The sequence below is a fragment of the Vibrio sp. 1CM2L genome (assembly GCF_023161695.1).
GTDB lineage: Bacteria > Pseudomonadota > Gammaproteobacteria > Enterobacterales > Vibrionaceae > Vibrio > Vibrio coralliirubri.
Window position 1 is genome coordinate 1054679 of the sequence record NZ_JALNTT010000002.1, and the last position, 15556, is coordinate 1070234.

Genomic DNA, 15556 nt, shown 5'->3' on the forward strand with positions numbered 1-15556 from the left:
ATGAATTATCGCATCGACTTAGCTGTTCTTTCTGAACAAAAAAATAACTGCCGATTTGGCCTTACGGTACATAACTTAAGTGACCTCGACGTAAAAGATTGGTCTCTGCACTTTGCATTTGATCGATTCATCCTTCCAGAGAGTTTATCGCAAGGAGAGCTGACTCAAGTTGGCAGCTTTTGCTCGTTCACACCAAGTTCGTTAGTGTTAAAGGCCAACAACCATTACTACCTTGAATTCAGTATTCAAAGCGCACCATTCCGCTTCTATTCTGATGGCCTTAACGATGCCTTTATCCAGTCACATCATGATGGAGAAACATCGGTACTGCCTGTCGCGATATCACCCATTGTACTGGCTTCGCCATACCGTGAACGCAATCAAATACCTGAAGTTAACGCTGCTGAGATTGCATTGATTCCTCAACCAAATCATATCGAACTTCAACAAGGTAGCTTCGCACTAAGTAGCGACTGCAGAATTGAAGTTCAATCTCATCTTGCTGATAAGGCAGTATCTTGGTTCCAGCAAGAATTGCTCTCGACCTTTGAGCTGCCTCTTTCGAACGCGCTTTCAGCTGAGCTTTCAAAGGACGAAAGCGGCGACATTCTATTTCGCAGCAACCCGACGTTAGATGAAGCCGAATACAAGCTGACCATCGCTGCACAACAGATTATTGCTGAATCAGGCAGCCAGTCGGGCTTTACACACGCTGTGGCAAGCTTGATTCAACTAGTTCAACAACTGGACGCAGAGAACTTCTCTCTACCATGTTGCAAGATAGCCGACCAACCACGCTTTAAGTACCGCGGCATGATGTTGGATTGCGCTCGTCACTTCCACTCAGTGGATCAAGTGAAGCGTTTAATCAACCAATTGGCGCACTACAAATTCAACGTTTTTCACTGGCACCTAACCGATGATGAAGGCTGGAGAATTGAGATAAAGAGCCTGCCACAACTAACAGAAATTGGCGCTTGGCGTGGCCCTGATCATGCACTAGAGCCGCAATATACCCACATTGCGGACAACTATGGCGGCTTCTACACACAACAACAGATTCGCGAAGTCATTGAATACGCAGAACATCGCAGCATCACGGTAATCCCAGAGATCGACATTCCGGGACACTGCCGTGCCGCGATCAAATCACTGCCTGACATGCTGGTAGAGCAAGCTGATACCACTCAATACAAGAGCATTCAGCACTACAACGACAACGTCCTAAACCCAGGCTTGCCAGGCACTTACCAATTCTTAGACGCGGTTATTGAAGAAGTCGCAGAGCTGTTCCCGAGCGAATTGATTCACATGGGTGCAGACGAAGTGCCACCGGGCGTGTGGACCAACAGCCCTGCTGCTCAAGCATTGATGAAAGAACACCAGTACCAAGACAGCAAAGACCTACAAGGCCACCTATTCCGCTATGCCGAGAACAAGCTTAAGCAACTCGGCAAACGCATGGTCGGCTGGGAAGAAGCACAGCACGGCGACAAAGTGAGTAAAGAGACCATCATCTACTCGTGGCTCAGTGAAGAAGCGGCTGTCAATTGCGCTCGCCAAGGCTTTGATGTGGTGTTGCAACCTGCACAGTTTACCTATCTCGACATGACCCAAGATTATGCACCGGAAGAACCGGGCGTTGATTGGGCTGCCGTTATCCCATTAGAACAAGCTTATACCTACGAAGCACTTGCTGAGATATCCGACACCGACCCAATTCGTAAGCGGATCCGCGGAATTCAGTGTGCTCTATGGTGTGAGATCGTCACCAACCAAAAGCGTATGGATTACATGGTATTCCCAAGAATTAGCGCTTTAGCTGAAGGATGTTGGACACATAAAAACAACCGAAACTGGCTAGATTACCTATCTCGCCTAAAGGGGCATCTGCCATTACTCGACAGACTCAATGTTGATTATCGCAACCCTTGGAAAGCTCAATAAAACAAACCAAAGCGACACTCACATCGAGTGGTTGCTGACTCAAATTAAGGTGCTCAGTTAGATACGACTCAGCATCACTATTTAAAAATTAGCTGCATAGATGCAGTTTGTTAAAAAGGAAATAACAATGAAATACGGCTATTTCGATAACGACAATCGCGAATACGTCATCACTCGCCCTGATGTACCAGCACCTTGGACAAACTACCTAGGTACTGAAAAGTTTTGTACCGTGATTTCGCACAATGCGGGCGGTTACTCGTTCTACAATTCTCCGGAATACAACCGTGTTACTAAGTTCCGTCCAAACGGCACATTCGACCGCCCAGGACACTATGTTTACCTGCGTGATGATGAGACGGGTGATTACTGGTCTATCTCTTGGCAACCAGTGGCAAAGAGCCTAGATGAAGCGAACTACGAAGTTCGTCACGGCCTGTCATACTCAAAATTCAAATGTGAATACAGCGGCATTACCGCAACAAAGACGCTATTCGTACCTAAGGGTGAAGATGCAGAAGTTTGGGACGTTGTATTAAAGAACAACACTGACAAGCCACGTACTATCAGCACTTTCTCGTTTGTTGAGTTCTCTTTCAGCCATATTCAATCGGATAATCAAAACCATCAGATGTCTTTGTACTCTGCGGGCACGTCTTACCAAGAAGGTGTTCTGGAATACGACCTGTACTACAACACTAACGACTTTGAAGGCTTCTACTACCTAGCTTCAACTTTCTCACCAGACAGCTACGATGGCCAACGTGACAACTTCCTTGGTATGTACCGTGATGAAGCAAATCCAATTGCGGTTGAAAACGGTAAGTGTTCTAACAGCGCTCAAACTTGTTACAACCACTGTGGTTCTCTGCACAAGCAATTTACGATTCAGCCGGGTGAAGAAGTTCGCTTTGCTTATGTACTCGGTATCGGTAAAGGCAACGGTGAACGCCTACGCGAGAAGTACCAAGACACAGCAAACGTAGACGCCGCTTTCCAAGGCATCAAAGATCACTGGGACGAGCGTTGCAACAAATTCCAAGTTAAGTCACCAAACGAAGGCTTAGACACAATGATCAACACGTGGACGCTATACCAAGCGGAAACCTGTGTGGTTTGGTCACGCTTTGCATCATTCATCGAAGTTGGCGGTCGTACTGGCCTTGGTTACCGTGATACTGCGCAAGATGCTATTTCAGTACCTCATGCCAACCCACAAATGACCAAGAAGCGTATTATCGACCTGCTTCGCGGCCAAGTGAAAGCGGGCTACGGTCTACACTTGTTCGATCCTGACTGGTTCGATCCAGAGAAAGCCGACGTTGAGCCATCAAAATCACCAACGGTTGTTCCAACACCGTCAGATGATGACAAGATCCACGGTATTGAAGACACATGTTCTGATGATCACCTATGGATCGTTCCGACCATCATCAAATACGTAATGGAAACCGGTGAGCACGACTTCTTTGATGAAGTGATTCCATACGCAGACGGTGGCGACGCGACAGTTTACGAACACATGAAAGCGGCACTGAACTTCTCTGCTGAATACGTGGGTCAAACGGGTATCTGTAAAGGTCTTCGAGCTGACTGGAATGACTGTTTGAACCTAGGTGGCGGTGAATCTTCAATGGTTTCATTCCTACACTTCTGGGCGCTACAAGAATTCCTAGATCTTGCTAAGTTCCGTAATAACGATGCTGACGTTGCGAAATACACTGAAATGGCAGCTAACGTTCGCGAAGCGTGTGAAACGCATCTTTGGGATGACGAGGGTGGTTGGTACATCCGTGGTCTGACTAAAAATGGCGACAAGATCGGTACCGCTCAACAAGCTGAAGGTCGTGTACACCTTGAGTCAAACACGCTCGCGGTTCTATCTGGCGCGGTATCTCAAGAACGTGGTGAGAAAGCGATGGACGCTGTTGATGAGAACCTTTTCTCAGAATACGGCCTACACCTAAACTCTCCTTCATTTGCAACACCAAACGATGATATCGGTTTCGTAACTCGCGTTTACCAAGGCGTAAAAGAGAACGGCGCAATCTTCTCTCACCCTAACCCATGGGCTTGGGTAGCAGAAGCGAAACTAGGTCGTGGTGACCGTGCTATGAAGTTCTACGACGCACTGAACCCGTACAACCAAAACGACATGATTGAAACACGTTACGCAGAACCATACTCGTACGTGCAGTTCATCATGGGTAAAGATCACCAAGACCACGGCCGTGCAAACCACCCTTGGTTAACGGGTACGTCGGGTTGGGCTTACTTCGCGGTAACCAACTTCATTCTTGGTGTTCGTACAGGCTTTGAAGGCTTGACGGTTGATCCTTGTATCCCGACTGATTGGCCAGAGTTCGAGGTTACTCGTCAATGGCGTGGCGCAACTTACAACATCACAGTGCAAAACCCGAATGCCGTAAGCAAAGGCGTTGCCTCTATCACTATCAATGGTGAGTCAGTTGAAGGCGCAATCCCAGTACAAGCAGAAGGCAGCGTGAACGATGTTGTCGTTGTTCTAGGCTAGTCACGCAATTTAACGAACAGCTCTTGTCTCAAGTTTTTACAGGCTTGAGACAATGAGACTAAAAGGATTTTCTAATGATTAAATTTGGTACAGGTGGCTGGCGCGCTTTCATTGGTGAGGAGTTCACTAGAGAAAACGTACGTTTGGTAGCGCAAGCGCTCGCTAACATCATCAACAACGAAGATGCAGCCAAGAATGGATTTGTGATCGGCTATGACCGTCGCTTCCTTTCCGATAAAGCCGCATGTTGGTTTGCAGAAGTACTTGCGGCGAACAACATCAAAGTGAGCTTCATCGATAAGTTCGTTCCAACTCCTATCGTGATGTTCCAAGCGAAAGAGATGGGATGCACCTACTCGGCGTGTATTACCGCTTCTCACAACCCTGCTGATTACAATGGTATTAAGGTGTTCATTGAAGGCGGTCGCGATGCCGATGAGATCATCACAGAGAAGATCGAACAGCAAATCGCAACACTGACCAACGAAGACGTTATCCGAGTCGATTTCGAACAGGCGTTAAACGACAAAGAAATCGAGATCATCAACCCGATGAACGACTTTGTTGATTCGATCATCAACTTCATCGATATCGAGTCGATCAAGAAAGCTAACCTACGTGTACTGATTGATCCAATGTTTGGCGTGGCAAAAAATGCTCTGCAAACAGTGCTGATTAACGGTCGCTGTGATGTCGACGTCATCAACGATGGCAAAAACCCAGATTTTGGTGGCTTGATGCCATCGCCAAATGCCGCAACGCTCTATCGCTTGAAGCACTTAGTTGCAGCAGAAGGCTATGATATTGGTATTGGTACTGATGGCGATGCCGACCGTTTGGGAATCATCGATGAGAAAGGTCACTTCATTCACCCTAACGAAGTACTACTCCTGCTTTACTACTACTTGCTGGAATACAAAGGCTGGAAGGGCTCTGTCGTTCGTAACATCGCAACCACACATCTACTGGATAAAGTGGCGGCAGATCATGGTGAGAAGAGCTTTGAGGTTCCTGTAGGCTTTAAGCACATCAGCTCGCAAATGGAAGCTGATGATTCTCTGATTGGCGGCGAAAGTTCGGGGGGGTTAACCATTCGTGGTCACATCAAAGGTAAGGATGGCGTATTTGCTTCAAGCTTACTGGTTGAGATGATCAGTGTGACAGGCAAGAAGCTGTCTGAGCTGCTTGATGAGATTTACTCTAAGTATGGCTATGCGTATACGGCGGAAGGCGATTGCAAGTTTAAACCTTCAGAGAAGGAAGCTCTCTACACTAAGATCTACGTCGAGAAGCAACTGCCTGAATTTGAATACGAAATTGAAAAAGTCAGCTATGAAGATGGTGCCAAGGTGTACTTCAAGAATGGCGGCTGGGTCATTGCTCGCTTCTCAGGAACAGAGCCGTTACTACGAATCTTCGCAGAAATGGAAGATAAAGACACTGCAGAACGTGTTCTTCAAAAAGTGAAAGACTTCCTCTCTCTATAGGCTTATAGAGTGCAGCAGTTTTGTATGGGACTTAACAAATCACTGCCTTGTTAAAGCCTATAAGTGAAGGACTCTTGCCCAGTACTTTGATTAAAGTGCTGGGCTTTTTTATCACGATTCTTGTAACGATTAGTATCGCGTTATATCTCTTTAAAAAGCCAATACGCCTTTGGTATCGACTTTTACGTTGACCGGCATACCCACTTCAAGTGCTTCTGACGAGGTTGCTAATAACTTCTGACCATGCGCTTCGATTACATAACGACAATGATCACCCATAAATTGCTGTTCTAGCACCGAAATAGCACTATCTTGCTCGTAACTTGCTTGGATATGTTGGGGTCTTAACAGAAGTTCACACGTATTACCGAACTCAATCTCCGTTTGCGGTTTGGCTTCAACCATACCCAAACTGGTTTCAAATTCATGCTCTGAAATACGCTGTGCATTAAGGTAGCTACCGCCGCCCAAAAAGTCTGCAACGAACTTACTCGAAGGATGGAAATACAACTCAGATGCCGAACCATACTGCTCAATCACACCATGGTTCATTACTGCCATTTTATCTGCAAATGCGAACGCTTCTTCACGGCTGTGAGTTACGAAGATAGCTGTAACACCCTGCTTCTTAAAGATCTTACGAATCTGAGAAATCAGCTCATGACGAACCTGAGTATCGATGTTTGAGAATGGTTCATCTAACAGTAGTAAGTCTGGCTTGTACGCCAAAGAACGAGCAATCGCGACACGCTGTTGTTGACCACCTGAAAGTTGGTGCGGGTAGCGGTCACCGTACTCATCTAAGTGAACCAGCTCCAGCATCTCTTGAACCTTGTCTTTCTTTTGCTGCTCAGAAAGGTCTTTCAAGCCAAAGCCGACATTCTGGTTTACCGTCAGGTGCGGAAACAGGGCGTAATCTTGGAAAATCATACCAATGTTACGCTGCTCTGGTGGCAACCAATTCTCGCCATCATCAATGGTTTGACAGTTCAAACTCATCACACCGCTACTTAATGGAAGTAAGCCCGCAATCGCCTTCAGTAAGGTCGTTTTACCGCAGCCACTCGCACCAAGAAGACAAACAATTTCACCATGCTCAACTTCTAACGAGAGCGCTTCCAAAATGGTTTGCGACTCATACTTACAAGTCAGATCTTTAATTGATAATGCACAACTCATTAGTTTTTCTGCTCCAAGGAACGGTTTACGATGATCAGAGGAATTAAACCCACCAACACCAATAATACAGCAGGCATCGCCGCCAATTCTAGGTGCTCATCTGAGGCATAGTTATAAACATAAGTCGCCAATGTCTCGAAGTTGAAAGGACGCAGCAGCAATGCCGCATTCAACTCTTTCATTGATTCGATAAACACCAGTAAACCAGCGATCAATGCGCCACGTTTAATCAAAGGTAAATGAACACGGCGTAACATCTGATTGGTATTGCAACCCATAGTTTTCGAAGCCATATCCAATGAAGGAGATACTTTACTCAAGCTACTTTCAATACTGCCAATTGCCACTGCCGAAAAGCGCACCACCATGGCAAAGATTAGCGCGAACATCGAACCAGAGAAGATCAAACCAGGTCGCCCCCACTCCATCACTTTCGCAATGTCATTGACCAAGTGATCCATGAACAAAACAGGTACCATTACACCAATCGCTAACACGGTGCCTGGGACGGCATAGCCCATCGAAGCGAGGCGCATATAAGCCTGATTTTTCTTACTCGGACTAACGCGTTGGTTAAAGTTAACAATCATCGCGATAATCACGCCAATAATCGCAGCAGCTACCGAAACGTAAAGGCTGTTGATGGCATATTCTCTGAATTCAGGGGTCCAGCTTTGAGCAAAATATTTGTAGGCGTAAATAATGAGCTGGCCAAGAGGGAACAGGAATGCAACGCAAACTAATCCCCAGCACCAGAATAGTGCCAGCCATTTTTTCCAACCAGAAAGGTCGTAACGAAAATCTTCGCGGCTACTGAACTGGTTCTGGAATAGCTTCTGCTTACGGCGACTGTATCGCTCTGAGCTCAACAGTAGGATCACGATAACCAGCATGATTGCCGATATTTTCGCAGCTGCCGTTAAGCTTGAGTAGCCTAGCCAAGTATCATAAACCGCAGTCGTTAAAGTATTTACCGCAAAGTAACTCACGGTACCAAAGTCACCGATGGTTTCCATTGCAACAAGCGATAAACCGACCGCCATTGATGGACGAACAAGTGGTAAGGAGATACGACGGAAGCTTTCCCAAGGTGAGCATTTTAGTAACCGAGCGGATTGCAATAAGGAGACGTTTTGTTCCATAAATGCCGCGCGGCACAGCAAATAAACATAAGGATAGAGAACGAGAGATAGAACAATAATAGCGCCAGATAAGGTTCTAATATCCGGGAACCAATACTCACCGGGTCCCCACCCAGTAAGATCTCGCAGTAAAACCTGAACAGGACCAGCAAAGTCGAACCAATCAGTAAAGATATAGCCAACAATATAGCCTGGCATTGCTAATGGCAGGACGAGTGCCCACTGCAAAACACGCTCTCCCGGAACACGGCACATTGCCATAACCCAAGCCGACGGAATACCAAAAACTAAAGACAGGAACATGGTTCCTATGACTAAAACCACCGTATTGTAGGCATAGGTAGGCATCACTGTGGACATCAGATGAGAGAATAGCTCATCCGTTTCTCCAACAGCCGTCGTAAAAATCGCTAAGATCGGTAAAACCAGTAATACAGCAATAATACTGCTACTGGTGTTCCATAAATAATTCTTTTCTTTCATCGCCTAACTACAACGAGGCTTAATGAAACACAAATGCATTTGCAAATACATCTCATATCCTTTTAATGGTGGGGTTATTTATACCCATATACTCTAATGACTTCAAGGTGAGATGCTAATAACTCAAGGGATCAACGGGGTGCTTTGTATCAAAAAGTGATTTTCCAATGACAAACAACCCCAAGTAGCCAAAATGGCGACTTGAGGTTGTCATTTTACTTAGGCCGAAGCCTACCGTAATAAATTATAGATCGAACTTAACTTCGTCTAATAGCTTGATTGCAGCCGCGTGGTGGTTTGCAATTTCATCTAGAGAAATAGTATCCGCTTTGAACTCGCCCCATGAAGCAACAAGCTCAGAAGGTTTAACGTCTGCTTTCACTGGGTATTCGTAGTTCACTTCTGCGTACATGCTTTGTGCTGTGTTACCAGATAGGAATTCCATCAACTTAACGGCATTCTCTTCATTTGGAGAGTATTTAGCCATTGCCATACCAGAGATGTTTACGTGAGTACCTGTAGTCTCTTGGTTAGGGAAGTTAATGTAAACAGAGTCAGCCCAAGCTTTTTGCTCTTTATCATTAACCATCTTACCTAGGTAGTAGCTGTTACCAAGAGCAACATCACATAGACCTTCTTTAATCGCTTTAACTTGCGCGCGGTCGTTACCTTGAGGCTTACGTGCTAGGTTTGCTTTTACGCCTTCTAGCCATTCTTTCGTTTCAGCTTCACCTTTGTGAGCAATCATCGAAGATACTAGAGAAACATTGTATGGGTGCTTACCGCTACGAGTACAGATTTTACCTTTAAATTCAGGCTTAGTTAGATCTTCGTAAGTGAACTCTTCACCTAGACGACCAACACGGTCACGTGAAGAATAAACGCTACGTGTACGAGTTGTTAGAGCGAACCACTCGTTGTCTGTATCTTGGTATTGAGCAGGAATGTTCTTTTCAAGTACATCGCTCTCTACAGATTGAACTAGACCTTGTTTAGTTAGTTCAGATAGACGGCTGATATCTACAGTTAAGACAACGTCAGCTGGGCTGTATTCACCCTCTTGAGCTAACTTCTCTGCTAAACCTTTTTTAGCAAACTTAACGTTTACTTTAATGCCAGTCTCTTTTGTGAACTCTTTGAACATTGGCTCAACAAGGAAAGGTTGACGGTAAGAGTATACGTTTACTTCTTCCGCAGCCATTGCTGTCGGGGCAATTACACCACACGCTAGAGCTGAAAGTGTTAGCAGTTTCTTCATTGTAAAATCCTTTATATCGAAATGATAATGTCTATCAGTTGCGTTATTATATTCATCATTAACATAATTACAATGACGACCAACAAAAAATCCGTCTACTCAGACCATTTAAACTCTCACTTTTGTAACAAACCATTTCAACTTTGTGTCTTGTCATCCCCCTTAAACAATGAGTCTAACTTCAACGCTCGTGTTTATATATTGTTCAACCGTAAATACAAAAAGCCCCGCAACAAGAGTTACGGGGCTTTCTTTATCCAACCTAACCCATTCAGATTAGGCGACGACTGTTAATTATTTTACTGATACAAACTCAGGGTAAGCGCCGACACCACAATCGTGCATGTCCATACCTTCAAGTTCTTCATCTTCCGTTACTCGGATACCGATTGTTGCTTTAAGCACTGCCCATACCGCTAAGCTAGCACCGAATACCCATGCAAAGATTACTGCTGCACCTAATAGTTGAGCACCAAACGTTGCATCAGCGTTGCTTAGTGGCACAGCCATTAGACCGAAGAAACCACATACACCGTGTACAGAGATAGCACCTACTGGATCATCAATCTTAGCTTTGTCTAGAGCGATGATGCTGAATACAACCAATGCACCAGATACCGAACCAATCGCTACAGCAAATAGAGGTGATGGTGATAGAGGGTCTGCAGTGATTGCTACTAGGCCCGCTAACGCGCCGTTAAGAATCATTGTTAGGTCTGCTTTACCCCAAGTTGTTTTACATACTAGTAGTGCTGCAATTGCGCCCGCTGCTGCTGCTGCGTTGGTGTTTAGGAAGATTTGACCTACTGCTGTTGCGTTCTCAAAATCCGAAACCATCAGTTGAGAACCGCCGTTGAAACCGAACCAACCGAACCAAAGGATAAATGTACCTAGCGTTGCAAGTGGCATGTTTGAACCAGGAATCGGGTAGATTTCACCGTTCTTACCGTATTTACCTTTACGAGCACCGAGTAGTAGAACACCAGCTAACGCTGCTGCTGCACCAGCCATGTGTACGATACCTGAACCTGCGAAGTCGCTGAAACCTGCTTCTGATAGGAAACCGCCGCCCCAAGTCCAGTAACCTTCAACTGGGTAAATGAACGCTGTTAGTACTACAGAGAAGATTAGGAATGACCAAAGCTTCATACGCTCAGCAACCGCACCAGATACTACAGACATTGCTGTTGCAACGAATACTACCTGGAAGAAGAAGTCTGATTCTAGAGAGTGGTCTGCGCCTTCACCTTGTGTACCAATTAGAGTACCAAATGATGGCAACCAACCGCCTTCACCGTTGTCGACATACATGATGTTGTAACCAACCACTAAGAAAGCTGTACAAGCAATTGCGTACAAACAGATGTTCTTAGTTAAAATTTCTGTGGTGTTCTTTGAACGAACTAGGCCAGCTTCTAACATCGCGAAGCCTGCTGCCATCCACATTACCAACGCACCTGAAATGAGGAAGAAAAAAGTGTCTAGTGCGTAACGTAGTTCCGTTACTGTTGTTGTAAGTTCCATATTAAAGTCTCCAGTCCTTGTAATTCTTTAAAGTGCTTCAGCATCCATTTCACCAGTACGAATTCGTACGGCTTGGCTTAGGTCATACACAAAAATTTTACCGTCGCCGATTTTTCCGGTGTGTGCCGCTTGGCTAATCGCTTCAACAACTCGGTCAACATTCTCAGCTTGGGTAGCAATCTCTAGCTTCACCTTTGGTAGGAAATCCACTTGGTACTCTGCACCACGATACAATTCAGTGTGTCCCTTCTGACGACCAAAGCCTTTCACTTCAGAAACAGTCATACCTTCAATACCCACATCAGAGAGCGCTTCGCGTACATCGTCTAATTTGAATGGCTTAACAATGGCATTTATTAATTTCATATTCGTTCCTTAAATTCTTACTTAATCCGTTAATTCTCTTATTACAATCCAAGTAGCGTGCCAAAAAGTTAAGTACTTGATTTTAAATAAGATGAAGATAATAAGGTCGTAATAACGAAAAAGGCCGCACCAATATGGTGCGGCCTTTTCACTATCTTAATGCGTGATGCTCTTATTGCTCCAGTTTTGGGCAACGGCGCCTTCAAAGCTCTGAATGACTAACAAATAGGTGTTAGGAATAGTAACCTAAAAAATCCATCCAGCGTTCGATGAGCAGTTCGAAATCGTCGATTCCGCAGCTTGCTTGGCTTTCACAGTTATAGAAGTCGAATTCACTGCCCTCTTCCATCTCTTGCTCATGCGCTAACACGTTTTCTTGAATCGTTACTTCATCTTCATTGATCGCAAGGCTAATCTCTTTGCCAAGCAGCGTCACTTCATTGCTCAGGTCCTGTCGAGATTGCTCAATCAACGCCATCACATGATCTAATTTCTGCTTATCTTTACCGATCTCTTCTTGAAGCCAACGGCCAACAATCTCATGGCCCATGCTACATTTCACATAGTATTCACCCATTAGAGTGTTTCTAGTAAATTCGAATTCCATAAGGCTCCAAAGCTCTAATAAAAAGAGGTCCAATAAAAGGGTTGTGGCAAAAATGAGGCGAGAGTATATAGCGAAGTCATCAAGAGATCGAGTCGCTCGTCGTCCAGTATTCAGACATAAAAAAACGCCTACCGAAGTAGACGTTCTATCATTTGGGTTCCTCTAAATAGTTGGAGTTGCAGTTAGGCGACAAGTACGTTCATCCCTATGAGCATAGAAGCTCTATGTGATTAGGGTGAACGTACGCAGTCAACAACGCTGCAGCTACAAATATAACGAGGAACTAAGCTGGTTCTTGGAAGATAACCGTGTCTGCTTTTTCCGTGTACTGACCCATTTTATGGAAGTTCAGGTAACGGTATGTATCAGCAGCCGTTGCATTAATCTTCTCAGCGTACTCTAAGTACTCTTCTTTCGTTGGGATGCGACCTAGAATCGCACCAACAGCAGAAAGCTCAGCAGAAGCCAGATAAACGTTCGCACCATTACCTAAGCGGTTCGGGAAGTTACGCGTTGACGTAGACATAACCGTCGAAGCATCAGCAACACGAGCTTGGTTACCCATACATAGTGAACAACCAGGAGTTTCGATACGTACCCCAGCGCGACCGAAGATGCCGTAATAGCCTTCTTCTGTCAGTTGGTCTTTATCCATCTTCGTTGGCGGAGCCACCCATAGGCGAGTATTTAGCGAGCCGTTAAACTCTTCTAGCATCTTACCTGCAGCACGGAAGTGACCGATGTTGGTCATACAAGAACCGATGAACACTTCTTGAATCTCAGTGCCTTGAACATCAGAAAGAAGACGAGCATCATCTGGATCGTTTGGTGCACATAGGATTGGTTGATCGATGTCAGCAAGATCAATCTCGATAACGTGAGCGTATTCCGCATCTGAATCAGCAGATAGCAACTCAGGGTTCGCTAACCACTCTTCCATTGCTGTGATACGACGCTCAATCGTACGAACATCACCGTAACCTTCAGCAATCATCCACTTAAGCATAACGATATTCGAGTTCAGGTACTCATCGATAGACTCTTGAGATAGCTTAACCGTACAACCTGCAGCAGAACGCTCAGCAGATGCATCAGAAAGCTCAAACGCTTGCTCAACAGATAAGTGCTCAACACCTTCAATTTCTAGTACACGACCAGAGAATTCGTTGATCTTACCGGCTTTTTCTACCGTCAGTAGACCTTGCTTGATGCCGTAAAGAGGAATGGCATGTACTAGGTCACGTAACGTGATACCCGGTTGCATTTCACCTTTAAAGCGAACCAAGATAGATTCAGGCATATCAAGAGGCATTACGCCTGTTGCCGCAGCAAATGCTACTAAGCCAGAACCCGCAGGGAATGAAATACCTAGAGGGAAACGAGTATGCGAGTCACCACCTGTACCTACAGTATCAGGAAGAAGCATACGGTTTAGCCATGAGTGGATAACGCCATCACCTGGACGAAGTGAAACACCCGCACGGTTCATGATGAAATCAGGTAGCGTATGGTGAGTGTTTACATCGACCGGTTTAGGGTATGCCGATGTGTGACAGAAAGACTGCATTACAAGGTCTGCAGAGAAACCAAGACACGCCAGATCTTTAAGCTCATCACGAGTCATAGGACCGGTCGTATCTTGAGAACCGACTGTCGTCATTTTAGGTTCACAGTACTGACCAGCACGTACACCTTCAACGCCGCATGCTTTACCAACCATCTTCTGAGCTAGCGTGTAGCCTTTATCAGATGCAGATGGGTCGATTGGTTTAGCAAACAGATCCGTTTCTTCTAGACCTAGAGCGTCACGAGCACGACCCGTTAGACCACGACCGATGATCAGTGGAATACGGCCACCAGCACGCACTTCATCAAGAAGTACTTTGCTTAGCTCAAAGTTTGAAATCACAGAACCGTTCTTGTGAACAACACCTTCGTACGGGTAGATATCAATGATATCGCCCATGTTCATATCTTGTACGTTCAGTTCAATGGGTAGTGCGCCTGAATCTTCCATTGTGTTGTAGAAGATTGGTGCAATTTTACCACCAAGACAAACACCGCCAGTACGCTTGTTTGGTACGAATGGGATATCTTCACCCATGAACCAAAGTACTGAGTTTGTTGCCGATTTACGTGAAGAACCTGTACCAACAACATCACCAACGTAAGCCAGTGGAATGCCATCTTTTTGCATTTCTTCAATTTGATTGATTGGACCAACGCTACCCTGTTCATCAGGAGTAATGCCATCACGTTCCATCTTCAGCATCGCTTTCGCGTGTACTGGGATATCAGGACGTGACCATGCATCAGGCGCTGGAGATAAGTCATCAGTGTTCGTTTCACCGGTAACTTTAAATACTTTAACGGTGATCTTTTCCGCTACTTTGTTTTTCGCTGTAAACCATTCAGCATCAGCCCAAGATTGAAGTACTTGTTGTGCAGATGCATTACCAGCTTTCGCTTTCTCTTCTACGTCATAGAACGCATCGAACATCAGTAGAGTATGAGATAGCGCTTTAACAGCGATTGGAGCAAGCTCAGCATCGTCTAGTAGAGATACTAGAGATTCGATGTTGTAACCGCCTTGCATAGTACCAAGCAGTTCTGCAGCTTTTGCTTTGCTTACTAGTGGAGAAGCTACTTCACCTTTAGTGATAGCCGTAAGAAAGCCAGCTTTTACGTAAGCAGCTTCATCTACACCCGGTGGAATGCGATTTTCTAGTAGGTCAAGAATGATTTCTTCTTCACCTTGAGGTGGATTCTTCAGAAGTTCAACTAGGCCAGCTACCTGCTCAGCATCTAGTGGTTTTGGAACAACTCCTTCGGCAGCACGTTCTTCGACGTGTTTACGGTAGGCTTCAAGCACGACTTTTTTCCTCTCATTGCGGTTCACTTCTTCCCTTCATAATTGTTAGTAAAATAAAGAAGTGAACATCCTTGGAAACTTGGCTCTCCATTGCCATTTTTGTCATTCAATTTGTATTGATGAGCGGCGTCATAGAGGCCAAACTGTGGGCGGTAGAA

The 15556-nt window shown here is 45.3% G+C and carries 10 protein-coding genes; 3 read left to right on the forward strand and 7 right to left on the reverse strand.

Annotated elements, in window-relative coordinates:
• The 3 genes from MSG34_RS09785 (at nucleotide 1) to MSG34_RS09795 (ending at nucleotide 5967) form a co-directional block, all read left to right on the forward strand.
• A complete protein-coding gene (locus MSG34_RS09785; protein WP_248337199.1) occupies nucleotides 1-1947 on the forward strand; it encodes a family 20 glycosylhydrolase in 1947 nt (648 codons plus the stop codon).
• Between the two features lie 127 nt (nucleotides 1948-2074).
• A complete protein-coding gene (locus tag MSG34_RS09790; RefSeq protein WP_050633604.1) occupies nucleotides 2075-4480 on the forward strand; it encodes a N,N'-diacetylchitobiose phosphorylase in 2406 nt (801 codons plus the stop codon).
• 74 nt (nucleotides 4481-4554) lie between these two features.
• Nucleotides 4555-5967 (forward strand): phosphoglucomutase/phosphomannomutase family protein, encoded by a 1413-nt coding sequence (locus MSG34_RS09795; RefSeq protein WP_048612323.1) that lies wholly within the window; start codon nucleotides 4555-4557, stop codon nucleotides 5965-5967.
• Between the two features lie 150 nt (nucleotides 5968-6117).
• On the opposite strand, the gene MSG34_RS09800 is transcribed toward MSG34_RS09795, so the two are convergent.
• From MSG34_RS09800 to acnB, 7 genes are all read right to left on the reverse strand, one after another.
• Nucleotides 6118-7146, reverse strand: a complete 1029-nt coding sequence (locus tag MSG34_RS09800; protein WP_017059417.1) for an ABC transporter ATP-binding protein — start codon at nucleotides 7144-7146, stop codon at nucleotides 6118-6120.
• Nucleotides 7146-8771, reverse strand: a complete 1626-nt coding sequence (locus tag MSG34_RS09805) for an iron ABC transporter permease (RefSeq protein ID WP_050620019.1) — start codon at nucleotides 8769-8771, stop codon at nucleotides 7146-7148. Before MSG34_RS09805 ends, MSG34_RS09800 begins: the two co-directional genes overlap by 1 nt.
• Nucleotides 8772-9015: 244 nt before the next feature.
• Nucleotides 9016-10029 carry a Fe(3+) ABC transporter substrate-binding protein gene (locus tag MSG34_RS09810; protein ID WP_016790767.1) on the reverse strand — a complete coding sequence of 338 codons (1014 nt, stop codon included), beginning with the start codon at nucleotides 10027-10029 and terminating at the stop codon, nucleotides 9016-9018.
• Between the two features lie 294 nt (nucleotides 10030-10323).
• A complete protein-coding gene (locus tag MSG34_RS09815) occupies nucleotides 10324-11553 on the reverse strand; it encodes an ammonium transporter (RefSeq protein ID WP_048605711.1) in 1230 nt (409 codons plus the stop codon).
• A gap of 27 nt (nucleotides 11554-11580) precedes the next feature.
• Complete coding sequence (gene glnK / locus MSG34_RS09820; RefSeq protein ID WP_004738200.1) at nucleotides 11581-11919, reverse strand: P-II family nitrogen regulator; 339 nt, start codon at nucleotides 11917-11919, stop codon at nucleotides 11581-11583.
• 232 nt (nucleotides 11920-12151) lie between these two features.
• The gene (locus MSG34_RS09825; RefSeq protein WP_248337201.1) at nucleotides 12152-12526 is read right to left on the reverse strand and encodes a YacL family protein; all 375 of its coding nucleotides are present in this window, start codon (nucleotides 12524-12526) and stop codon (nucleotides 12152-12154) included.
• A 283-nt stretch (nucleotides 12527-12809) separates the two neighbouring features.
• A complete protein-coding gene (gene acnB, locus MSG34_RS09830; protein ID WP_050645383.1) occupies nucleotides 12810-15398 on the reverse strand; it encodes a bifunctional aconitate hydratase 2/2-methylisocitrate dehydratase in 2589 nt (862 codons plus the stop codon).
• Between the last annotated feature and the right edge of the window lie 158 nt (nucleotides 15399-15556).

Bases quoted from the DNA above. Each gene is read 5' to 3' on its own strand.
- MSG34_RS09805 (WP_050620019.1), bottom strand. From the start codon at position 8,771: ATGAAAGAAAAGAATTATTTATGGAACACCAGTAGCAGTATTATTGCT.
- glnK (WP_004738200.1), bottom strand. From the start codon at position 11,919: ATGAAATTAATAAATGCCATTGTTAAGCCATTCAAATTAGACGATGTA.
- MSG34_RS09790 (WP_050633604.1), top strand. From the start codon at position 2,075: ATGAAATACGGCTATTTCGATAACGACAATCGCGAATACGTCATCACT.
- MSG34_RS09800 (WP_017059417.1), bottom strand. From the start codon at position 7,146: ATGAGTTGTGCATTATCAATTAAAGATCTGACTTGTAAGTATGAGTCG.
- MSG34_RS09785 (WP_248337199.1), top strand. From the start codon at position 1: ATGAATTATCGCATCGACTTAGCTGTTCTTTCTGAACAAAAAAATAAC.
- MSG34_RS09815 (WP_048605711.1), bottom strand. From the start codon at position 11,553: ATGGAACTTACAACAACAGTAACGGAACTACGTTACGCACTAGACACT.
- MSG34_RS09825 (WP_248337201.1), bottom strand. From the start codon at position 12,526: ATGGAATTCGAATTTACTAGAAACACTCTAATGGGTGAATACTATGTG.
- MSG34_RS09795 (WP_048612323.1), top strand. From the start codon at position 4,555: ATGATTAAATTTGGTACAGGTGGCTGGCGCGCTTTCATTGGTGAGGAG.
- MSG34_RS09810 (WP_016790767.1), bottom strand. From the start codon at position 10,029: ATGAAGAAACTGCTAACACTTTCAGCTCTAGCGTGTGGTGTAATTGCC.